Consider the following 22,186-nt stretch of genomic DNA (forward strand, 5'->3'; position numbering starts at 1 on the left):
CCATGACCAGACCCCACGTCGTTGCGATCCTATCCAGGGTAAGCAGTCTGGAGACATCGCAAGCATTGGAGTTGCTTGCTGACAGCCACGAATCATCTCTCAGCATGAAAGAGCTGTTGTTTGTCTGGGATCGCATTTCCACATGCCTTGATCATCAACATGCAGGGGACAACTCGGATGCCCTTCTGCAATTAGAGCAAGAGTTGGCCGCCATCGGTACCTACCAAGTCCTAGACGCCGGCGAATAGCGCGATCCGAAACTAACAGCGGGGCCAAAGGCCCCGCCTTCTTCTCACATTCGGTGCTTGTCAGGGGGGGCCTCTCCAGCCATTCACCACCCACCCACCAAGGGCGTTTCCATGATTGTTCTTCCTTCTCTAACCTCATTCACTGAGCCGCTTTCATCTCTTCTTCTTCACCGGAGACCTGGCCGATTCTGGTTCTATTTGTGTTGCTCGCAATGCTCGCCTTTTTTAACCCGGTCCGCAGGTCAAGGGGGAGAAAAGGAAGGCATGAGGCTCGGATAGAACAATCGGGTTCGGTGCTGGCAAAAATTCGGGGAATACCGACATGGCAGGCCCAGATAGCCTACCTCCGCAAGATCGACCCATACACATTTGAGGAGCTCATTCTCAGCGCATTGGAACTGCAGGGATTGACGATCATTCGAAACAAAAGCTACTCCCGGGATGGTGGAATTGATGGAAAGGCTGTCATAGGCGGTAAATTGGTACTCATCCAGGCAAAACGCTACAAGAAATTCATCAGCACAGACCATGTGAGAGCATTTACCGAGCAATGCCGGCAGCAGGAATGTAAAGGCCTATTCATTCATACTGGACGTACTCCGAAATCTGCTTGGCACGCGATCAAAGGGTCCCCTGTCACTATCATCAGCGGCCCACAACTCGTCGAGTTCCTAACATAACCGCCGGTGACCCACCAACCGAGAGACCCAGGGAGGGTCCACCAGCAAGGTTGTGCTGCCCAGCTCTATGGTAGATTCATCCCATCGAAGTCAACCAAGAAGGAGCCGGAAAGCATGAGACATGGACCAACGATAAAAGACATCGCGAAAGCGCATGCAGATGTGATTCCTGGGTGGGTCATCACCATTTTTATCTGTATGACAGCTGCCATAGTTCGCCTTGCCTGTGGCTTGGATTATGTTTGGCAACATGATGATTTAGTTGGTTTCATTTCTCTTTGGTCTATCCCGTGGCTAATAGCTGTGGTTGGGGTCTTGGTGAGCTTGTGACACAACGTAGAAATCAATGAGCTGGCCCGGGATATTTGCCGAAGCCGAAACGCCGCTCGGTATTGATAGATAGGCTGGCGCTGTGAGCTCGGGCATGTCCCAACAAAGCACTCTGCCCCATCGTAGGATACCTCGCCACCGAGACATCTAGGATAGCCACCCATTATTGGCTCCCCCTACTCCCCTCGGCATAATCACGACAGCAGATCAGCATTCGTGAGTGCGACCTGCCATTCCTAGATTAACCAAGCCGGGAGCGCTCCTGAAGTTGCGTCACTCGGCATTATGGTACATTCAACTCATTGAATATTAACGATTTCGACCAAAGAGAGAACATCATGAGCATCAAAGGAATTCCCAAAGTCAGAATGCAAGCAAAGGGTCTGTACCATTCCGGAAATGTCGACGCAGCCCAGCTCCTGAGTGACCTAGCCGACGCCTATGAATACCTGGCAGCAGAGTATGGCCGGGTCATGGAGCAGGCCGGGTTCAGCGCGTCTCGCGAAGCATGCGAGAAGGAAGCTCTGGCGTGGCTAGATCCGACTAAGCGCCCGGCAATCGAAGAAGGTGGCATCTGAATGGCCACCAAAAACGCTCCGTTTTACAGCCTCCGAGCAGGCAAAGACCGTGATGTTAAAAGCCACCGGACCCGTGAAGCAGCAATGAATGCTGCTAAGGAACATGGACAAATCTGGATCACAAAAACAGGAACTCAGCGGCAAGTTCACGAAGTATCTGGCGGGGGATGGAGGAGCTTTAAACCTGACAGCCTCGCCCCTGACCTCCGTGCAGAGCTCGAGCGCCTGGGGCTGATTTAAAGAGGGGGAATATCATGACTGCTGAAACGGCAAAACACGGCCTTGCACCGAGTGCCGACCATTATGAATCAGTTCAAACCATTGTCGACACGGATGGTCTACATCTGAGTTGCGAGTGCCATTCTGATGTGTCTTTCACCAGCGAACCGCTGGCTGGCGGGTTTCTCTTCGAGTGCCAAGAGTGCGGTCGCTTGTACCACAGCGGGCCTACTCATAGCGATGAAGACATGGTTCGGGTGAATAACCTTTTGACAGCGATCAACATAGTCAAGTGAACTGGAGAACAGATATGGAAGTGCGTGACATCATTGAGCTTCTGCGTGCCGGATGGAAACTTGCAAACCGGAGGGCTGGGTGGTATCTGTCCGCCCCCCAAAAACCCTATCACAAAAACGAACAGCATCTTATCTGCGACGAATTGGTGAATGAAATGGAAAGTGCCGGGGTGATCAAAACGGCAATGCCGCACAACACCATTCACGCCGTTCTTGTAGAAAAACAGGGTTAATCAAGGAGAATAGATTACCCATGAAGTTCATCACTGATATTTTACCTGGTGAAAGCGTGATTCTGACCACCTCATTGATTCACTGTCATCTGCAGATCGTAGACTTGTTCGACAAGGCAGTAGTCATCTTTGAATACTCCCCTCCAGCAGAAGGTTGGACACATGAAAGCCTGTGTGCTCTAGATATCCCTCTGGAGCGCCTCCGGGGTGCGGATGCTTACCTTGGTGATACCTGGGTTGGCTCAACAGAGGTATAGGGAGCAGACAATTGCCAACACCCGTTTTTGAAATCGTGTACCAGGACGAGACCATGCTGCTCCTTCTGGATCTAGACCTCTGCGCCACAATCACGAATTCAGCCGAACAGGTTGTGCGCACGGTTGATGAGTTGGTCGGCGGTATTGGAAAGCGACGTCTTGTTTATCGAGATACCATTGGCCGGTATGACGAAATCCTGGTCGATAATGGTGTGTTTCGCGGGTTCAAAGCTTGCTCAATTTCACAGCAGGACTTTCTCCGCGCACTGTTACTGAAGTCCCTATAGCCCGAGGATTGCATCCCCTGCCTGCCTAGATCTAGAACCACCGGCAGGATGAATTTGATTACCCCCCCTTCCCTCCAATCAATCACAAACTCCCAGGCACCGGCCACATAGTTCCGGTGCACTCGCCCTCTCGTTTTGAAGCTGTTCAGGTACTTGCCGCCCAGGATGGGCCCCCCTTGCATTGCAAAAAAGCAATTTATCCTGTCACCAACTTATCAATAAAAATGGGGGGACCCTATGGACTTCAGTAAAGCAATCGCCACCACCATAGACCTGCCGGTGCAGGTTTGCGAACGGGAAAAAATCCTCAACTACGCAGAGTGCAAGCCACTGACGTTGGCTCAGCGTGATGATTTCCTATCTAAATGCCGGCACTTCCCCGGTGATATTTTCATCATCAACGATCACTGCTTCTCCATCATCTGTCATTCCGACGTGGAGTGGGTATTGGTGCCGTTGAACCAACAAGCCAGCGAGCTATACCGGTACCGATACTTGATCGATGCCAGCGAACTGCACCATCGCAGCCTTACAATTCACTAATGTTGAGAGGAATAAAATGACCGCAATAGACACACGACCCAACACCGCAGACCAGGGTGACTCGAGGGTCAGAGCCGGTTCACTGTGGCTCACGAAGAACGGCTTTATAGTCATGGTGCACAACATCATATACCTCGATGGCCGTTCGCTCGTAACTTACTCCTACTCCGACGCAGACAATGCGGAACTGAAGTCCCATCCCCTGGCCACCTGGCATAAGGAGCTCATTCCTCACCAGCCATTGACGGCTTGTGTACGAGCAGTGCATGCCTCGTATCAACTGATCCTGATGTCCATTGAGGAGCAAATTAAGAACGACGTGTTGCTGCAATTGGGTGATCAGGGGGCCGGGTATTCTCAGGAATTTCTGAATTCAATGCTGGAAAGCATCGAGAAAATCTCGAGTGACTTGTCCTGCCAGGCAGGATCCGTCATTGCACCATTTTTTGGCCACACGATGGGCTCAGCTCCGGATACATTCCCGGAACTGGCCTTTGAGTCCATATCGCGGCTTGCTTTGATCTACGATGCCATCCATGCCGCTGCCCGGCAGCCCGAGTTTAATCACTCCTTTGACATTTTATCCGCGGCGCGTAATGGCGAAAGCAGTTGTACCGAGGCGGTCGGTTTCACGGCTTTGGCTACCAACCTAATCAAGCTGCAGATAGCTCTCGGCCGGGCGGCACTGTCTGAATACGAAGATCTGCTTGCTGATGTCATGACCTGGCCTCTGATCGGCTTCCCTGGTGCTAGATAGCCCAAATCAAATGCGCTGCAGCCAAGGGCTGCCAATAACACAGTCCTAGCAATGGCTGCAGCGAACTGTCCACACGTTCACAGGCTACTTATCCAGCAATTCTGTGGATAACTCACATCAGAAATAGCTCACGATTTCACCATAGGATTTACTCGGCGTCAGAGGGGTAGACTCTCTCGCGGTAATTTTTGAGGGGACCAAAGTTAATGCTCATTGCTAGGCAGCCAGTGTTCGACACAGAGAAACAGGTGATTCATGCCTATGAGTTGCTTGCGAGAAATAGTGGCCTATCAAGGTTCTCCCCTCCAACCTCCGATTACCACTCCTGGTTCGACATTGATAAGGCCGTTCTCGATCTCGCGGACCAGCTCCTTAAGGGGGAATTGAACCTACTGGTCAATGTGAGTGAGCATACCTTGGCAGTTGAGCGCCGATTCCATCAATGGCGCACTCTGATCCTCAAGCTGGCCCGCAAGCACAACATCTTGGTTGAAGTCACCGAGCAGGTCACCCCCTCTACGCTCCAAAAACGATGGGATAGCCTAAGATCGATGGGTGTCGAACTTGTCATGGATGATTTCGGCACGAAATACTCCACGCTTACACGGCTGCATGATTTTGAATGGGACATAGTGAAGTTTGAGTGTGGCCAGACGAACGGCTACACCTCCTGCATGCTGGAAGGGATTGATACTTGTATGAGGAAGGGGATCCCCATCATCGCTGAACGCATCGAAACCTACAACCAAGCTGTCTCATCTCAAATGCTCGGCTTCAATCTGCAGCAAGGTTATTTTTGGGCTAAACCCGAGATCGTTTTGCACTCCCAACTACACACCCGGGTGTAGAACCCCTTACCCGGGCCTAGCAGGGTTTTCACAGCCGGCATGGCTGCAACTCAAACTTGCATTCCTGAGTACCACGAGACAATGGCTACAACCCTCTCATCAGGATTGTGCATATGGCTCGCAACACAGCAAATAGTCATTTTCATCCAAAGGACTGCCGCTATTGTGGCGCTCCTCTGGAGCTCGTCAGAAAACAGGTGGTGTATCCTGCCGCGCCGGCTAAAGCGATGATCTACCGTTGCAACCGTGATGCCTGCGATAGCTACGTTAGCTGCCGAGAAGGAACTGACATCGCGATCGGTTCTGTTGCCAACAGGGAAACCCGATTGGCGAGGCGCGAGGCACATACCAGCATCAACACCCTGATCGATTCCGGCAGAATGAATAAGCACGAAGCCTATGCATGGATGCAGCACCTTCTGAGCCTGCCATATACTCGCCGGGGCATAGGCTGGCTGGATGAGCACGAGTGTAAGGTTGTTATTCGAGAAGTAAGGGAAATCATGAGCCGGTCTCGATATGAAGCCTCCCTGAGAGGCATAGCTAGCTTGAGAGCGCTTTTTGATAAGAACGACCGAACACGGGATGATTCCTCTCGGAGCAAGGATAAAAATGCCCAGAGATTAATGGATCGCCTTCAGCTTCTGAACCACTTCAACGCTTGATTGCGACGAGGAATGAACGCCACAAATGAACAGAATGATTGCTAGACTGCGAACCCATGGCATTGTAACTGCCAGCCACATGATCGGCATTGGCATCATGCTTCTGGTACTTGGTCTAGCTAACACGGGGTCTGACCCATGGCTGTCTGCAGTCGTTGCTGCGGCGGGGCTATTCTCTTCAATCCGTATCCATACAGCTGCGGTTCGGTACCAAAACTCCATGGTTGGGTATACCGCTGAAGGGTTGGATGATGAAAATCAGAGCTAATTGGTAACTCAGGCGTCAAGCACGGCCATATGGAGAATCCATGGCCATATTCTGATCCTGGAGTGGTAACCACCAGGAACCAAAGGCGAGTTTGGAGTAACTATGAGGCAATCCGATTTAGAGTACACCGGCGAGCTTGATGGGAGGCATTGTTGGGTGTGTAGGGGCGACGAGTTTTACTGGACTCCGGGATCCCATGTGGTGACCAGTGATCTAGCCGGCGTCATTCCATTTTGTCACGTCACTCTAGCCCCAAGACTGAGCAGGGCCACACATACTATTAAGGCCCTTACTAGGACAGATGCGAAACGGGCGATTGTCAGGGCTCTGAGCTTATAGTGCCCTACCAAAGTTAAGCTTACTGCTTGTTTTCATCTCAGAACAAGGGCGCCTATGTGGCGCCCTTGGCTCATTCATCAAGCCCCAGCGATCTCATTAGGGCTTCGCCGCTCTCCAGGGCCTGCCGCTCCCCTATGGCATAGGCGCGGGTAGGCTTCTTGGCCAGCTCTATGGCACCGGCCAGCTCTTCATGGTTACCTATGAACGTGGGGCGATCCCATGCGCCGCCATCGAGGCATCTAACATCCCAGTGCCCATTGCTATTCCATTGCAGGTACGGTTGGCGCCACCACAGAATCATTTCTTCGGGCTCACGCTCGTCGTGCTTGATGTCTCTGGCTGGTGGCTTGGCCGGGTTGACCGGTACCCCGTCTATGACGCCAGATAGCTTGGCCGGCTCAATGGCCAGGGCGGCCTCAAGGGTGATCGCAGTAAAGGACATCACTTGCCCTCCGTGTTGATTGATTGATTGATTGGTTCATCATTGCAGCTGGCCGGCCTAGTGTCACTGGTATTCGTCCAATTCCGTACTGCCCTTCTCGTCCAGCTGCTTATCCAGAAAGCCCCCCTCCACCAGCTCACCTTTCACCTGGTACTGTGGCGAACCTAACAGGACACCCACTCCATGACTGGAGGAGGTGATACCTGGCCTTTCCGCCTTCGGTAGATCTGACCTAGTGTAAAACAGGGTGGCTATGGCCAAGACCCCTACTGTCGCCAGGAGAGTGACAGCCCAGCGAGCTCTCACTTATCTACACCTGCCGCCGCGCTTGGCTTGCCCTCTTTTTTGCTGATAGTGACCTCTTCCCAGCGGTCCTCTGGGAGAGTCACTTTAAAGTCCGGGCTATCAACTAGCCTCCCTGGCGGTGTGTAATCGGGGTTTGGCTTGCCAAAAAGGACGCCAAATCCATGAGCTGGCTCACTGATCACCCGCTCCTCTGGCGGCTTACGGGGCTGTTTCTTCTCCTGGGTATCGCCACAAGCTGCAAGTGCGAGGGGGAGGGCTAGGACACTGACTATTCGCTTCATAAGGTCACTTCCCTGGTGTTTGCTGGTAGACGCGACGAACCCTACTAGGGGCGGGGGCGTTCACGTAGAGGGGGCCGAGCGGCGTCCAGTTATCGGAGCAGTGAACATACTCCGTCATCAGCATCTCGTTTTGCTCCTTGGACAGTTTGAGGTCACCGCTTCCATGCCACAGGCCCAGGTACTTGTCGAACAAGAAGGCCAGCGCCCCGGGAACCGGCTCAGACAGGGGGGTGAGCGGCGCTCCGCTTTCCTGCGCGATAGTCTGCATAAGGTGGCCGGCGAGCAGCTGCAGTTCAGGTTTGACCGTGCGCGTCATGATCGCGTTGGCCACATAGCCCACCATTGGCGCGTCGCTCTTGGATACGACGGAGAAAGAGCTGATGGTCGGCTTTATTTGGCTGCTGTCTTTCGCATATCCCTTGTATAGAGGGATAGCTTCCTCCTGGAGCCTGGCGTTGGCTGCAGCCTGGAATCTCTTATAGGCTGCGTCATCACCAAATTTCAGGATGGCATCATAGGGGCGCATGATTGGCGTCTTCTCAACTTGGTCTAGATACCCGCCGCCAACGTCGCTATGAGTACCGAATAGCGGGAGTTCCGTGTGGTCTGGCTGTACGGAGTTAAGCGCAAAATTGAGCCGGTACTCGTCCTTGGCGGCGAGCTGGACAACCTTCTCCGCGGCCCCGGGAGCAATGTAGAGGCGAACTGGCGCATTCTCGTCATTGCTGGCGTCCAGGCCTATGGCTGCTACGGTATCGAAGAGGCCAACGAATGCGACGTGCACCTGGCGCCCCAGGTTCGATTCCAGAAGGATGTTCACGAAATGTCGCGCAGCTGCAGCGCCCCGGCTAAAGCCGAAGACATCCACAGCTACCGGGCCGGCGGGTAGGCTGGCGATCATGGTGCTGATCTTGGCCAGGCCTTCCTTTGACCTGGCTATGACGCCAGTTGCACCGGTACCGAAAGCCATGTCGATCTTTGTGTCAGCCTTGCCGGCAGCAGTGCCGATCCCCTCGATGTAGATTGCTGGGCCGGTATAGGCTTGATGCAGCCGGGCAATGTTGGTTGGGCCGCCGTCGTATGAGGATTCAGTGCCTATCAGCTTCTCTATGGATTTGCAGGCCGCCTCGCTTGCCTCTTCACATTGCTCCCTGAGCTCGCTGTTGTGCCTGTTGTTCTGGGTGCCATCGAAGAAGATGCCGATCCGGTGTTCCTCGGGGTCAACCAACGGGACAAGAGGGGTCGCCGGCGAACTGGCCGGTGCTGGCGCTGGTGGTTCTGCTGGGGCGCTGGCTGCTTTCGCTCGAGGCCCTTTGTTGTCGCCGACTGTCGTCCCCTGGGCGGGGAGTATGGTGTTGCTCATAGGCGGGCAGCCGCAAGCGACATAATCGCCCTGCAGTGCTACCGGCCCGCCCGGGCCGATGATGGAGCGGGGGCCCACGGCGACGATAGGGCCCTGTCCGACTTTGCAAGCTGGGCAGGTCGCTATCATCCCGATATAGGTGGTTGGGGAGCCTTCGCTGAGCCAGCTGCTGTCCCCGTCTTGGATCGCACCGCCAGTGCTGGTGGGATCGCCTTTCCTTGCTAAGGTCCTCATCAAATACCTCCGAATCGAAAGGCATATGTTACCCCAATCGGATCTTGAAGATGCTGAATGAGACCGTGTTTTAAACTCAGGACGTCTGTTTGTGTCGCTTTATCTTCAGATCATCGATCCTTGCATACCCTGCTAAGGATCTAGTTCAGAGTATGGGGTCAACGTGTCTTGGATCTACAGCGAAAAGCTTGAACTGAACGATTAGCTGTAGGTTATTGATGGTGTGAGGTAAACGAGGTCCTGTTAAAAAATGGATCCACGTTGGATCCAGTAGATCTATGGTCTGGATCCGATAGGATGGGACGGTTTTTAAGCGGTTATTCACCCAGTCATAAAATCGCTGGAATTGCGGTTTATAGGGCGCTCATCACCGGGGTATACCAACGTATTGCCACGGGGTCTACTTTCCATCTGAGAGCTGTCTAGGGCTCAAATCAGGCTTGCTCAGGGGCTGCGAACGGATTGTGAATCCGAAAATGGATCCTAACGAGAAGAGATCGACTGCAACTTATTATAGATCATTGATCTCTTTTTTTTGATCTCTTGATCTACTGATCTTTTAATATCTTTGATCTGTTAAAGATCTTTAAAGATGGGGTGGTTGTAACTTAGTGATGTATATGGCTTTTTTCTGTTTTATGTAATATGCCGTGCACTGCTATGTTATATGCCGCGTTCCTCTATGTACTATGCCGTGATGCTCTATATGCTATGCCGTGATGCTCTATGTTATATGCCGTGATATGCTATCTACTATGCCGTGGTCTCTTATCTACTATGCCGCGGAGTCTCTATCGAGACTATTTTGTCAGGTGATAACAGGTTATAAACAGCTTTTGAACAGGTTATATTCAGCATATGCACAGGTTGGGGGGTGACGCATGATCGTTGATAAAATTAGCTGCGCGAATGCGATTTTAGAGGCGTATTTAACCAAACAGGGATTTCGTGCTGACGTCATCAAAGTGATGGCGCCCCCACTTTTACCGAAAATTAACAAGTCGGCTGTGTCAATGCTGCTGAATTTTGTGTCGACGGCACCGGAGCTGTCAGTAGAGCGAGCCCTAGAGATCATTTGGCCGGCAATGGAAAAAATGACGTTGCTGGTGGATGAAGCCAATGAACACAATGTAGGGGGAGCTGAAGAAAAGGATCACCCAGAACCTACTGCTGTGGCTAACACAAGAGCTCCCGTGGTGATAGAACAAGATACGGACTACTTGGTTGAGTACGATAGGGTTCAAACCCGCTCCTTGTACCCAGATCGCAGCCCTCCCCCTGAGAACATTGATTTGCACCTGGATATGACCCTGAAAACGGGGATGTTCCGCGTGCTTGCGAGCGGGAAGACGCCACCAGCACTGGATGAGCATAGAATTTACCACCTGACCACTCCGCTTAGCAGTGGTCACGCTTATATGTCACTGAGGGGGCCAACCCTCAACACTCAAATGGATTTGGTCTCTTATATCTGCATCACTCATTGGTTAGGGCGCCTGTCAAAGGAGAGGTTTGAGCAAGCCATCATCAAGCCAATTCGTATGACCATAGAGCGATTTTTCTCACCGATTCCTGAGGATATGCGGCCGTCAGATTACCTGTTGGACAAAAAAATCGTCGATTCGCTTGCAAGGCTAAAGAGCGTTGCTCTTCTATTTTACCCAACGCTCGATGATGCGGATGAGACTAGCCGAAAGAGATCGGTCATGATTGCGAATATCGTTGGTACTCTGAGGTTGGAACCTGATGGGACCATCGAAATATCTCCGACCCCAGAGCTGCGAACCTTGTATCTGAGCACTAAAAAGCTCGTCCCAATAAATCGAAGTGCAGTCATTCAGTTGAACTCTCAGATGGCTCGCCTGCTAGCTCTATGGATCGCAGCTAGGCCAGGCAAGCTAATGGGGCGCAGGGTGTTTCTGAATCTGCGGCCCATGACGGTTCTTGAGCTCCTGCGTGAAATCCATCCACGCGAGACTGGTCGGCACAACCACAATGATCGCCGGCAACTCTCATTGGCCCTTAACGAACTTCTGAGTGCGGGACTGATCGATGTCGATATTAAATATCGAAATGTGAAGTCAAAGGAAAGTGATGAACGACTCACACTTTCAACGGAAATTCACTTTAAATCGCATTCAATCGGGGATGCTCGGTCTGTAGCAAATTCGGACCTTACACTTCCAGTAATCGATGTGCCCAGAAAGCGGGGTCGCGGTAAGGCGTATAGCACTGAGGTGGCGGAGGAACTGCAAGGGCTCAGTTTTACGGCATCAAGTACGAGTCCATCCGCCAGAACCAAGCCTAAAGAGTGGCTATCAGCCAACCTGGATGCTGTTGAGCGGATAATGTCAGGATTGCGTAAGGCTGCCAAGAAGTCACCGGCCGGCGCTCGCCTCCTGCTCAAGGGGGGCGATGATCGCAAATTGACCAGCCTAGCTAAGGTGTTTGAATCGGTGGCGCGTGATGCCGATGCCGCACTGCTGCGTCAAATCGCGAGCCATGACCCACGCAAAAGCAAACAGTCAGAATTTGAAACGATTCTCCGCTCTATACCGCTTAAACCGGCTCATCTTCGTGTCACTTTCTGGTATAGGGATAACGCAGACACTATCGCCAGATTGAAAAAAATGCTCTCTTCTTCTCGATCGCCGCTTGAAGTTGCGGCTCAGATTCACAAGAGGGTGTATTTCTCACGATTGGTAACCCCCTTAATCGCTGTTGGTAGAACAGATGATGCCAATTTTTTCAGCGGAACGTGGGAAGCAGGAAGGGAATCAATTGAGAGCAATAAGCGGGATGACTGGAACCGGGCGGCGGCGGGAAGCCGTAGGAAAAAGGTAATGAAGCTTTAGAGCCAAAAAAACATTTTCAGTGGTTTGCTAGTCAATCGCTACCACGTTACATTTCTAGTGTTCTAGGAGAGATGCAATTGAGTCAAGTTCGGTATGTGCCAGTGATTTTGTTGGCCGGTGGGTGTTGGCTATGGATGGCGATAGGGGTCATCCACTTAGGGATGAAATGGCAATCGGTTGGCTTTGTTCGCCACAATGTGGAAGTCGTGCTTCCGAATGATAGAACTCTTGCAGGTGACCTCTCTATTGATTGGGAAGGGACTTATAATCTGACTGATGCAGACGGAAAATCTACGAAATTCAAGAGCTTCAAGATAATGTCAATTCCGCCGACGAGCATGGTTCCTAGCCCCTTCTCATATCGGATGGTGCTGCCGTTCATTCTCTACTGCCTGGGTTCCCTAGTCGCTTGCTATTGCCTTTGGCTCAAATGCATGAGGCCTCGGGATAAAATCAGTCGGTGATTTGCCTGACACAGTTCGTTTTGGTTGTCCTGCCCCGCGTTGCGGGGCTTTGTCTATTATTATGGAAGTCACCCGCCCCAGAGTGTTAGAGTAGGCATGAATCAAATATGAGCAATCAACTACGAGACGCTATGCCGCAACTCATTATCGATGCAAACAAGGTCACAGAAACATTCCGTGACCTGGAAGTGACCGCAACCAACGGGGCGATGTATCAAGCTCTGGTGGGGCATGAGCACATCCAGGAGATTGCGCCGGAGTTGGGAATCGCTCTACCGCCCGGCTACCGCCTCGTCTGTGTGACTACTCGACTCGGTGGCGACAAATTCGAGATCGCCTTGGTCAATGACCATACGGCTGAGGTCGCCTATTACAACCAGGTGATCATCGTTCACTATGAAGATCTGAAATGTCGCCCGGCCACCCAGCAACGGGTTTGGCGTTCGTTCAATCAGCACCACAAGGCTGTACTTCGAGATCTGCCGTCTGCGGTATTCTTCGGCTATATACTGGCCCGTTATGATGTGATCCTGAGTGATAACATGCAGACTGGGGAAGGTATGCACTTCTGGAAGGCCAGAATGTCCGAGGCGCTTTATCGTCGGCTGTACGTGTACCACTATCAACTGATGACCGGCGAACTGCACCAGATCCGTTCTGATGCTGAGTTGGCTTCATTGTCAGATAAGATATGGGGTAGCCCCCAGCACCACGAATGGCAGCTCGCGATCATCGCCTGTAAGCCGTTGCCGCGCCCAGTTAAGATCTGCGCATAGACCAGGCGCAAGATGCAAATAGCCCCGCCTAGCGGGGCTTTTTGTTGATGTATGTTGTGATTTCGAAGACGTCGTAGAGATAATGAACTGCATGAGTAGCATCTACCGCATTAACCACGTCAGTGAAGCACCATCGATAGATGAGCCGGATCCTGCCTTTTCACTTCGAGTTACTCGACTGCGACCCCCTCCCCCTCCTTTAGTTGTGATCTGGACTACTCGGTGGCCAGCAGGCTCGGTATTCAATCACAGGGTCCACGTTCGGCTGCATGGCTATCGGCATTTGGCTACTTGCAGACTATCCAGATTGAGAATCCGTGAAAATTCATTGCCCAAGGCGGCCAGCGCAGGCGGGCTTGTAGTTGGCAGTGGGGGCCGCAGTCGGCCCCGTGGAGGATTGGATCTGACGGTCCTGTGCTAGAGCCGGTGATTTTGTGTGGTGCTCGGCGGACTCCTGGACTGCCCTTGTGAGATGAAAGCAAAGTCTCACTCTAAAAGTCCGTGCTAATCGGCGGGGCCTGTGGCCCCGCTTCTATTCGTGGGCTCAACATAGCCCCCCAGTCGCCACAGCGACCTGACGCCATGCCAAGCAGCCTGACGGCGGCCTAGGTGATCGCCTGCTGGGCGACAGTGAATGCCCAGCGGGCGCCTTGTTTGATACGAGTCTTGTTCATGCTCTGTTCTCCAATGTGGAAGCCCGAAGGTGGGCTTCATATCTACTTAGCGCCCGAGCCTCGACCTCATTACACGAAAGAGCATGCCGTCACGACACCGCCGTGTGTGTACCTTCCTGATGTGCCCAGCCCTGACACACTCGCCTAACTATCCGTGAACCCCGCCTGTGGCCTGCTGGTATGATCACCAGGAGACCCTTTTCCTGCTCACTCAGTTCACTGCTGTGAACCGGCATTAAATAGAGAGAGTCCCATGTACTACTCCCCAAGACCCGACGCCCGTCGTGCTGCCGCCCTTCGTCCTGGACAACTCAAGCATGTGATTCGTGTCGCCTCGATCACCGGTCGTTAATTCGACCGTGATGCAATGCAGCTCTGGCTAACTCACTCGACCTGCGTCCGAGTCACTGAGTGGGCCAACATCGAGATCCGCGACACTCTCCACCCCTCCGGCTAGCTACGAGATGGGGTCGATCTGAGGGGCGCTATCACGAAGCAAAGCAGGCCACGCACCACACCAAGACCGTTTTCGCCGACAAGGCGTGGCTCGATTACCGGTGCTCCCGTGGTGGGGGTCTGTCTCCCGAATCGGAGTTACATTCGGTGGGGGGCTGCCGGTGGCCCCGGGGCGTCGCTGGCTCGGCACCCATGGTGGTCAACGGCTGGGCAGGTTCCGGTGCGGCGGCCGGCGGGTCTGTACAGCAGGTGGCCCTAGGCAGCCGGTCGGATCGGTGTTCAGGGGACCCGGCACAGCGTCTGGTGGTGCCGGCAGGTGTGCTGGACCTGGTGGCGGCGTGATTTACTCGGTGTGCATGCCGATCTCGAGATCCTGGCCTCTGGTAGCGTTCGCGCTGGCCTGCGTGGAGGGGGCTGACGGCTCGTGCCGCTGCGGACTCTTTGGCCAGTGTGGGGGAGCCCGCAGAATTCGGAAAAAATCGTACGCTAAGGTTTTCCGGGCATCCGTAAGGGCCGAAACTTCCCGTCTTCCAGTCTGCGGCTCTGCCGCCAGACGTAATCGCCGGTTAGGTTGATGTGCTCCCAGCCCAGCGGCGACAGGAATTGCAGCAGCTCGCCGTCCACCGGCTTGCCGGCCTCGACCAACCCCTGGGTGGCGCGTTCCAGGTACACCGTGTTCCACAGCACGATAGCCGCCGTCACCAGGTTGAGGCCGCTGGCCCGGTAGCGCTGCTGCTCGAAGCTCCGATCCCTGATTTCCCCAAGGCGGTTGAAGAACACCGCCCTGGCCAGCGAGTTGCGCGCCTCACCTTTGTTCAGGCCGGCATGCACGCGGCGGCGCAGTTCAACACTTTGCAGCCAGTCCAGGATGAACAGCGTGCGCTCGATCCGGCCCAGCTCGCGCAGGGCCACGGCCAGTCCGTTCTGGCGCGGGTAGCTGCCGAGCTTGCGCAGCATCAGCGAGGCGGTGACGGTGCCCTGCTTGATCGAGCTGGCCAGGCGCAGGATGTCGTCCCAGTGGGCACGCACGTGCTTGATGTTCAGGGTGCCGCCGATCAGCGGGCGCAACGTCGGGTAGGCTTGCACGCCCTGCGGCACGTACAGCTTGGTTTCGCCGAGGTCGCGGATGCGCGGCGCGAAGCGGAAGCCTAGCAGGTGCATCAGGGCAAAGACGTGATCGGTGAAGCCGGCCGTGTCGGTGTAGTGCTCCTCGATCCGCAGGTCGGACTCGTGGTACAGCAGGCCGTCGAGCACATAGGTGGAATCGCGGACGCCGACATTCACCACGCGGGTGCTGAACGGCGCGTACTGGTCGGAGATATGGGTATAGAACAGCCGTCCCGGCTCGCTACCGTACTTCGGGTTGACGTGCCCGGTGCTCTCGCCCCGGCCACCCGCGCGGAAGCGCTGGCCATCGGAGGATGAGGTCGTGCCGTCGCCCCAGTGGGCGGCAAAGGCGTGGCGATACTGGTGGTTGACCAGCTCGGCCAAGGCCGCCGAATAGGTTTCGTCGCGGATGTGCCAGGCTTGCAGCCAGGACAGCTTGGCGTAGGTCAGGCCGGGGCTCGACTCGGCCATCTTGGTCAGCCCGAGGTTGATCGCATCACCGAGGATTGCGGACAGCAGCAACGTCCTGTCTTTGGCCTCGGCCCCGTCCTTCAAGTGGGTGAAGTGGCGGCTGAAGCCCGTCCAGTCGTCCACGTCCATCAGCAGTTCGGTGATCTTGATGCGCGGCAGTAACTGGCTGGTTTGGTCGATCAGCGCCTGCGCCCGATCCGGCACCGCCGCATCCAGCGGGGTGATTTTCAGCCCTGACTCGGTGAGGATGGCATCGGGCAGCTCGTTGTCCTTGGCCAGGCGGGTGACGGTGGCCAACTGCTCGTCCAGCAGCTGCAAACGCTCTTCCAGGTACTGGTCGCTGTTCGGGTTGATCGCCAGGGGCAGGGCCTGCTCGCGCTTGAGTGCGGCGAACTTCTCGGCCGGCAGCAGGTAGTCGTCGAAGTCGCGGAACTGCCGCGAGCCCTTGACCCAGATGTCGCCGGAGCGCAGGGCGTTCTTCAGCTCGGACAGGGCGCAGATTTCGTAGAATTTCCGGTCGAGGCCTTCCGGGGTGATCACCAGCGGCTTCCAGCGCGGCTTGATGAAGGCCGTGGGTGCATCGGCCGGCACCTTGCGCAGGTTGTCGGCGTTCATCTCACGCAGGGTCTGCACGGCTGCCAGCACGCCTTGCGCGGCCGGCCCGTGCTGTTCCCCAACTTTTCGCTCGGCGAAGAGTATGAACATGCGCCGCCGGCGACGAATCGCCAAATCTCACCGTATCTCCCGAGCGGACGATTTCGCACCGGTCTGCCCGTCGAAGGGCTTGCGATCGAACGGGGCGACCTTTTCTATGCATGTCCGCGAGCCAGCGTCTTTTATGGCACGGCGCTCGACGCCGACCTTCGGACGCGCGGCGTAAGCACGCTTGTCATGGCCGGGATAAGCACCACCGGCGTTGTTCTTTCAAGCGTCGCCTGGGCTAGTGATGCGGACTACGACGTGCGTTTGGTCCAGGACTGCTGCTACGACCCGGATCGGGATGCCCACGAAGCTCTGTTGCGTTCCGGGTTCGGCGGACGTGTACAGGTCGTGTAATTTTCGGGCCTCGCATGATCGCGGCCATAGCCGCAGGTGGATTGGTGCGAGGCAGGGCCAGTCCAAGTCAGGGTGCGGTCATCGCGGCGCCTGCAACTCTCAAAAACCCATCGCCGTAGCGGAGGTCTTGTAATCGCATGTCATTACGCACGCCCGATTTATTGTTCACAGCGATAGCACCTGCCATTTGGGGCAGCACCTACATTGTCACCACCCAATACCTGCCGAACTTCTCACCGATGACGGTCGCGATGCTGCGGGCGTTGCCGGCGGGTTTATTGCTCGTGATGATCGTCCGACAGATTCCAACGGGAATCTGGTGGATGCGCATCTTCATCCTCGGCGCACTTAATATTTCGCTATTCTGGAGCTTGTTGTTTATTTCGGTCTACCGCCTGCCGGGCGGGGTCGCGGCGACGGTAGGCGCTGTGCAGCCGCTGATGGTCGTGTTCATCTCTGCCGCTCTGCTAGGTAGCCCGATACGATTGATGGCGGTCCTGGGGGCTATTTGCGGAACTGCGGGCGTGGCGCTGTTGGTGTTGACACCAAACGCAGCGCTAGATCCTGTCGGCGTCGCAGCGGGCCTGGCGGGGGCGGTTTCCATGGCGTTCGGAACCGTGCTGACCCGCAAGTGGCAACCTCCCGTGCCTCTGCTCACCTTTACCGCCTGGCAACTGGCGGCCGGAGGACTTCTGCTCGTTCCAGTAGCTTTAGTGTTTGATCCGCCAATCCCGATGCCTACAGGAACCAATGTTCTCGGCCTGGCGTGGCTCGGCCTGATCGGAGCGGGTTTAACCTACTTCCTTTGGTTCCGGGGGATCTCGCGACTCGAACCTACAGTTGTTTCCTTACTGGGCTTTCTCAGCCCGGGGACCGCCGTGTTGCTAGGATGGTTGTTCTTGGATCAGACGCTGAGTGCGCTTCAAATCATCGGCGTCCTGCTCGTGATCGGGAGTATCTGGCTGGGCCAACGTTCCAACCGCACTCCTAGGGCGCGTATAGCTTGCCGGAAGTCGCCTTGACCCGCATGGCATAGGCCTATCGTTTCCACGATCAGCGATCGGCTCGTTGCCCTGCGCCGCTCCAAAGCCCGCGACGCAGCGCCGGCAGGCAGAGCAAGTAGAGGGCAGCGCCTGCAATCCATGCCCACCCGTTCCACGTTGTTATAGAAGCCGCATAGATCGCCGTGAAGAGGAGGGGTCCGACGATCGAGGTCAGGCTGGTGAGCGCCGCCAGTGAGCCTTGCAGCTGCCCCTGACGTTCCTCATCCACCTGCCTGGACAACATTGCTTGCAGCGCCGGCATTCCGATGCCACCCGAAGCAAGCAGGACCATGATCGGGAACGCCATCCATCCCCGTGTCGCGAAGGCAAGCAGGATGTAGCCTGTGCCGTCGGCAATCATTCCGAGCATGAGTGCCCGCCTTTCGCCGAGCCGGGCGGCTACAGGGCCGGTGATCATTGCCTGGGCGAGTGAATGCAGAATGCCAAATGCGGCAAGCGAAATGCCGATCGTGGTCGCGTCCCAGTGAAAGCGATCCTCGCCGAAAATGACCCAAAGCGCGGCCGGCACCTGTCCGACAAGTTGCATGATGAAGAAGACCGCCATCAGGGCGGCGACGACGGTCATGCCCCGGGCCCACCGGAACGAAGCGAGCGGGTTGAGAGCCTCCCGGCGTAACGGCCGGCGTTCGCCTTTGTGCGACTCCGGCAAAAGGAAACAGCCCGCCAGGAAATTGAGGCCGTTCAAGGCTGCCGCGGCGAAGAACGGAGCGTGGGGGGAGAAACCGCCCATCAGCCCACCGAGCACAGGTCCCGCGACCATCCCGAACCCGAAACAGGCGCTCATGAAGCCGAAGTGCCGCGCGCGCTCATCGCCATCAGTGATATCGGCAATATAAGCGCCGGCTACCGCCCCAGTCGCCCCGGTGATGCCGGCCACGATCCGCCCGATATAGAGAACCCAAAGGAAAGGCGCCGTCGCCATGATGGCGTAGTCGACAGCAGCGCCGGCCAGCGAGACGAGCAAGACCGGCCGCCGCCCGAAACGATCCGACAGCGCGCCCAGCACAGGTGCGCAGGCAAATTGCATCAACGCATACAGCGCCAGCAGAATGCCATAGTGGGCGGTGACGTCGTTCGAGTGAACCAGATCGCGCAGGAGGCCCGGCAGCACCGGCATAATCAGGCCGATGCCGACAGCGTCGAGCGCGACAGTGCTCAGAATTACGATCAGGGGTCTGTTGGGTTTCACGTCTGGCCTCCGGACCAGCCTCCGCTGGTCCGATTGAACGCGCGGATTCTTTATCACTGATAAGTTGGTGGACATATTATGTTTATCAGTGATAAAGTGTCAAGCATGACAAAGTTGCAGCCGAATACAGTGATCCGTGCCGCCCTGGACCTGTTGAACGAGGTCGGCGTAGACGGTCTGACGACACGCAAACTGGCGGAACGGTTGGGGGTTCAGCAGCCGGCGCTTTACTGGCACTTCAGGAACAAGCGGGCGCTGCTCGACGCACTGGCCGAAGCCATGCTGGCGGAGAATCATACGCATTCGGTGCCGAGAGCCGACGACGACTGGCGCTCATTTCTGATCGGGAATGCCCGCAGCTTCAGGCAGGCGCTGCTCGCCTACCGCGATGGCGCGCGCATCCATGCCGGCACGCGACCGGGCGCACCGCAGATGGAAACGGCCGACGCGCAGCTTCGCTTCCTCTGCGAGGCGGGTTTTTCGGCCGGGGACGCCGTCAATGCGCTGATGACAATCAGCTACTTCACTGTTGGGGCCGTGCTTGAGGAGCAGGCCGGCGACAGCGATGCCGGCGAGCGCGGCGGCACCGTTGAACAGGCTCCGCTCTCGCCGCTGTTGCGGGCCGCGATAGACGCCTTCGACGAAGCCGGTCCGGACGCAGCGTTCGAGCAGGGACTCGCGGTGATTGTCGATGGATTGGCGAAAAGGAGGCTCGTTGTCAGGAACGTTGAAGGACCGAGAAAGGGTGACGATTGATCAGGACCGCTGCCGGAGCGCAACCCACTCACTACAGCAGAGCCATGTAGACAACATCCCCTCCCCCTTTCCACCGCGTCAGACGCCCGTAGCAGCCCGCTACGGGCTTTTTCATGCCCTGCCCTAGCGTCCAAGCCTCACGGCCGCGCTCGGCCTCTCTGGCGGCCTTCTGGCGCTCCTGCTGCGGCGTCCGCTCGTGGGCCGTGGCGCGGGTCCGCGCGCCGGCCTCGTGCGCCTGGCGCTCGCGGGCGAGGTCCAGGGCGGCCGTCTTCACGTTCTGCCTTGCGCAGATGAGATAGATCTAGCGTGGACTCAAGGCTCTCGCGAATGGCTCGCGTTGGAAACTTTCATTGACACTTGAGGGGCACCGCAGGGAAATTCTCGTCCTTGCGAGAACCGGCTATGTCGTGCTGCGCATCGAGCCTGCGCCCTTGGCTTGTCTCGCCCCTCTCCGCGTCGCTACGGGGCTTCCAGCGCCTTTCCGACGCTCACCGGGCTGGTTGCCCTCGCCGCTGGGCTGGCGGCCGTCTATGGCCCTGCAAACGCGCCAGAAACGCCGTCGAAGCCGTGTGCGAGACACCGCGGCCGCCGGCGTTGTGGATACCTCGCGGAAAACTTGGCCCTCACTGACAGATGAGGGGCGGACGTTGACACTTGAGGGGCCGACTCACCCGGCGCGGCGTTGACAGATGAGGGGCAGGCTCGATTTCGGCCGGCGACGTGGAGCTGGCCAGCCTCGCAAATCGGCGAAAACGCCTGATTTTACGCGAGTTTCCCACAGATGATGTGGACAAGCCTGGGGATAAGTGCCCTGCGGTATTGACACTTGAGGGGCGCGACTACTGACAGATGAGGGGCGCGATCCTTGACACTTGAGGGGCAGAGTGCTGACAGATGAGGGGCGCACCTATTGACATTTGAGGGGCTGTCCACAGGCAGAAAATCCAGCATTTGCAAGGGTTTCCGCCCGTTTTTCGGCCACCGCTAACCTGTCTTTTAACCTGCTTTTAAACCAATATTTATAAACCTTGTTTTTAACCAGGGCTGCGCCCTGTGCGCGTGACCGCGCACGCCGAAGGGGGGTGCCCCCCCTTCTCGAACCCTCCCGGCCCGCTAACGCGGGCCTCCCATCCCCCCAGGGGCTGCGCCCCTCGGCCGCGAACGGCCTCACCCCAAAAATGGCAGCGCCTACGGCGCTGACTCTTTCGTTGACCAGGCGCAAGCGCCTGGAAATGCTCAATTAGGGGGCACCTCAGAAAACGGAAAATAAAGCACGCTAAGGCATAGCTGACCTTGCCAGGCCTGCTTCGCCCTGTAGTGACGCGATCAACGGGCAGGAAACATTCCCCTTTCGTGCATGGCAGGCGCACACGAGTTCAGACAGCACGGTTTCCATGCGCGCCAAGTCGGCCATCTTCTCGCGCACGTCCTTGAGCTTGTGTTCGGCCAGGCTGCTGGCCTCCTCGCAGTGGGTGCCATCGTCGAGCCGCAACAGCTCGGCAATCTCGTCCAGACTGAACCCCAGCCGCTGTGCCGATTTCACGAATTTCACCCGAACCACGTCCGCCTCCCCATAGCGGCGGATGCTGCCGTAAGGCTTGTCCGGTTCCCGCAACAGGCCCTTGCGCTGATAGAAGCGGATTGTCTCCACGTTGACCCCGGCCGCCTTGGCAAAAACGCCAATGGTCAGGTTTTCCAAATTATTTTCCATATCGCTTGACTCCGTACATGAGTACGGAAGTAAGGTTACGCTATCCAATCCAAATTCAAAAGGGCCAACGTATGTCTGAACCACAAAACGGGCGCGGTGCGCTCTTCGCCGGCGGGCTGGCCGCCATTCTTGCATCGACCTGCTGCCTGGGGCCGCTAGTACTGGTCGCCCTGGGCTTCTCCGGTGCTTGGATCGGCAACCTGACGGTGCTGGAACCCTATCGACCGTTGTTCATCGGCGCGGCGCTAGTGGCGCTGTTCTTCGCCTGGAAGCGGATTTACCGGCCCGTGCAGGCATGCAAGCCAGGTGAGGTCTGCGCGATTCCGCAGGTGCGCGCCACCTACAAGCTGATTTTCTGGATCGTGGCCGTGCTGGTCCTGGTCGCGCTTGGATTTCCCTATGTCGTTCCATTTTTCTATTAACCAGGAGTTCA

At 56.2% G+C, this 22,186-nt stretch carries 22 protein-coding genes and 1 pseudogene; 17 read left to right on the forward strand and 6 right to left on the reverse strand.

The window, feature by feature from the left end:
- The first annotated feature begins 2 nt into the window (after positions 1-2).
- From ACF2JD_RS21950 to ACF2JD_RS22000, 11 genes are all read left to right on the forward strand, one after another.
- Entirely contained in the window at positions 3-248 is a 246-nt protein-coding gene (locus ACF2JD_RS21950; protein WP_134696323.1) for a hypothetical protein, read from the forward strand.
- Positions 249-448: 200 nt separating this feature from the next.
- Positions 449-928 carry a restriction endonuclease gene (locus ACF2JD_RS21955; protein ID WP_440988151.1) on the forward strand — a complete coding sequence of 160 codons (480 nt, stop codon included), beginning with the start codon at positions 449-451 and terminating at the stop codon, positions 926-928.
- Positions 929-1,042: 114 nt separating this feature from the next.
- Positions 1,043-1,258 (forward strand): hypothetical protein, encoded by a 216-nt coding sequence (locus tag ACF2JD_RS21960; protein WP_103829248.1) that lies wholly within the window; start codon positions 1,043-1,045, stop codon positions 1,256-1,258.
- Positions 1,259-1,596: 338 nt separating this feature from the next.
- Positions 1,597-1,836 carry a hypothetical protein gene (locus ACF2JD_RS21965; RefSeq protein WP_103829247.1) on the forward strand — a complete coding sequence of 80 codons (240 nt, stop codon included), beginning with the start codon at positions 1,597-1,599 and terminating at the stop codon, positions 1,834-1,836.
- Positions 1,837-2,365: 529 nt separating this feature from the next.
- The gene (locus ACF2JD_RS21970; protein ID WP_103829245.1) at positions 2,366-2,584 is read left to right on the forward strand and encodes a hypothetical protein; all 219 of its coding nucleotides are present in this window, start codon (positions 2,366-2,368) and stop codon (positions 2,582-2,584) included.
- Positions 2,585-2,604: 20 nt separating this feature from the next.
- Positions 2,605-2,841 (forward strand): hypothetical protein, encoded by a 237-nt coding sequence (locus ACF2JD_RS21975; RefSeq protein ID WP_103829244.1) that lies wholly within the window; start codon positions 2,605-2,607, stop codon positions 2,839-2,841.
- A 53-nt stretch (positions 2,842-2,894) separates the two neighbouring features.
- The gene (locus tag ACF2JD_RS21980) at positions 2,895-3,128 is read left to right on the forward strand and encodes a hypothetical protein (protein ID WP_103829257.1); all 234 of its coding nucleotides are present in this window, start codon (positions 2,895-2,897) and stop codon (positions 3,126-3,128) included.
- A 237-nt stretch (positions 3,129-3,365) separates the two neighbouring features.
- On the forward strand, positions 3,366-3,671 hold the full coding sequence (locus ACF2JD_RS21985) for a hypothetical protein (protein WP_103829243.1): 306 nt from the start codon (positions 3,366-3,368) through the stop codon (positions 3,669-3,671).
- Positions 3,672-3,783: 112 nt separating this feature from the next.
- Entirely contained in the window at positions 3,784-4,428 is a 645-nt protein-coding gene (locus ACF2JD_RS21990; RefSeq protein WP_146054412.1) for a hypothetical protein, read from the forward strand.
- 206 nt (positions 4,429-4,634) lie between these two features.
- Positions 4,635-5,276, forward strand: coding sequence for an EAL domain-containing protein (locus ACF2JD_RS21995; protein ID WP_134696324.1), 642 nt, complete (start codon positions 4,635-4,637; stop codon positions 5,274-5,276).
- Positions 5,277-5,389: 113 nt separating this feature from the next.
- Positions 5,390-5,941 (forward strand): zinc-finger-containing protein, encoded by a 552-nt coding sequence (locus tag ACF2JD_RS22000; protein WP_103829240.1) that lies wholly within the window; start codon positions 5,390-5,392, stop codon positions 5,939-5,941.
- A gap of 677 nt (positions 5,942-6,618) precedes the next feature.
- Here ACF2JD_RS22000 and ACF2JD_RS22005 read toward each other — a convergent pair.
- The 3 genes from ACF2JD_RS22005 to ACF2JD_RS22015 form a co-directional block, all read right to left on the reverse strand.
- Positions 6,619-6,990: a hypothetical protein gene (locus tag ACF2JD_RS22005; protein ID WP_103829039.1), complete on the reverse strand. Its 372-nt coding sequence runs from the start codon at positions 6,988-6,990 to the stop codon at positions 6,619-6,621.
- A 302-nt stretch (positions 6,991-7,292) separates the two neighbouring features.
- Positions 7,293-7,577, reverse strand: coding sequence for a hypothetical protein (locus tag ACF2JD_RS22010; RefSeq protein WP_134696325.1), 285 nt, complete (start codon positions 7,575-7,577; stop codon positions 7,293-7,295).
- A gap of 4 nt (positions 7,578-7,581) precedes the next feature.
- The gene (locus ACF2JD_RS22015; protein ID WP_103829037.1) at positions 7,582-9,174 is read right to left on the reverse strand and encodes a phospholipase effector Tle1 domain-containing protein; all 1,593 of its coding nucleotides are present in this window, start codon (positions 9,172-9,174) and stop codon (positions 7,582-7,584) included.
- A gap of 881 nt (positions 9,175-10,055) precedes the next feature.
- On the opposite strand from ACF2JD_RS22015, the gene ACF2JD_RS22020 reads away from it, so the two are divergent.
- Complete coding sequence (locus ACF2JD_RS22020; RefSeq protein ID WP_103829036.1) at positions 10,056-12,029, forward strand: hypothetical protein; 1,974 nt, start codon at positions 10,056-10,058, stop codon at positions 12,027-12,029.
- A gap of 571 nt (positions 12,030-12,600) precedes the next feature.
- Positions 12,601-13,269: a hypothetical protein gene (locus tag ACF2JD_RS22025; RefSeq protein ID WP_103829035.1), complete on the forward strand. Its 669-nt coding sequence runs from the start codon at positions 12,601-12,603 to the stop codon at positions 13,267-13,269.
- A gap of 1,616 nt (positions 13,270-14,885) precedes the next feature.
- Here ACF2JD_RS22025 and ACF2JD_RS22030 read toward each other — a convergent pair.
- Positions 14,886-16,637, reverse strand: a pseudogene (locus ACF2JD_RS22030) (Tn3-like element TnAs1 family transposase); the annotation flags it as partial.
- Positions 16,638-16,640: 3 nt separating this feature from the next.
- Here ACF2JD_RS22030 and ACF2JD_RS22035 point away from each other — a divergent pair.
- Together ACF2JD_RS22035 and ACF2JD_RS22040 are read left to right on the forward strand one after the other, a co-directional pair.
- Complete coding sequence (locus ACF2JD_RS22035; RefSeq protein ID WP_001351729.1) at positions 16,641-17,033, forward strand: cysteine hydrolase family protein; 393 nt, start codon at positions 16,641-16,643, stop codon at positions 17,031-17,033.
- A gap of 137 nt (positions 17,034-17,170) precedes the next feature.
- Positions 17,171-18,055 carry a DMT family transporter gene (locus ACF2JD_RS22040; protein ID WP_000058717.1) on the forward strand — a complete coding sequence of 295 codons (885 nt, stop codon included), beginning with the start codon at positions 17,171-17,173 and terminating at the stop codon, positions 18,053-18,055.
- A gap of 31 nt (positions 18,056-18,086) precedes the next feature.
- On the opposite strand, the gene tet(A) is transcribed toward ACF2JD_RS22040, so the two are convergent.
- A complete protein-coding gene (tet(A), locus tag ACF2JD_RS22045; protein ID WP_440988152.1) occupies positions 18,087-19,286 on the reverse strand; it encodes a tetracycline efflux MFS transporter Tet(A) in 1,200 nt (399 codons plus the stop codon).
- Positions 19,287-19,391: 105 nt separating this feature from the next.
- Here tet(A) and tetR(A) point away from each other — a divergent pair, with 105 nt between their 5' ends.
- Positions 19,392-20,042, forward strand: a complete 651-nt coding sequence (gene tetR(A), locus ACF2JD_RS22050) for a tetracycline resistance transcriptional repressor TetR(A) (RefSeq protein WP_000164043.1) — start codon at positions 19,392-19,394, stop codon at positions 20,040-20,042.
- 1,276 nt (positions 20,043-21,318) lie between these two features.
- On the opposite strand, the gene merR is transcribed toward tetR(A), so the two are convergent.
- A complete protein-coding gene (merR, locus tag ACF2JD_RS22060) occupies positions 21,319-21,753 on the reverse strand; it encodes an Hg(II)-responsive transcriptional regulator (RefSeq protein WP_000429836.1) in 435 nt (144 codons plus the stop codon).
- Between the two features lie 71 nt (positions 21,754-21,824).
- Between merR and ACF2JD_RS22065 the strand changes: the two genes are divergently transcribed.
- Positions 21,825-22,175, forward strand: a complete 351-nt coding sequence (locus ACF2JD_RS22065; protein WP_001294663.1) for a mercuric transport protein MerT — start codon at positions 21,825-21,827, stop codon at positions 22,173-22,175.
- The last annotated feature ends 11 nt before the right edge of the window (positions 22,176-22,186 follow it).

It is taken from the genome of Aeromonas ichthyocola, from assembly GCF_046087985.1.
Taxonomy (GTDB): domain Bacteria; phylum Pseudomonadota; class Gammaproteobacteria; order Enterobacterales; family Aeromonadaceae; genus Aeromonas; species Aeromonas rivipollensis.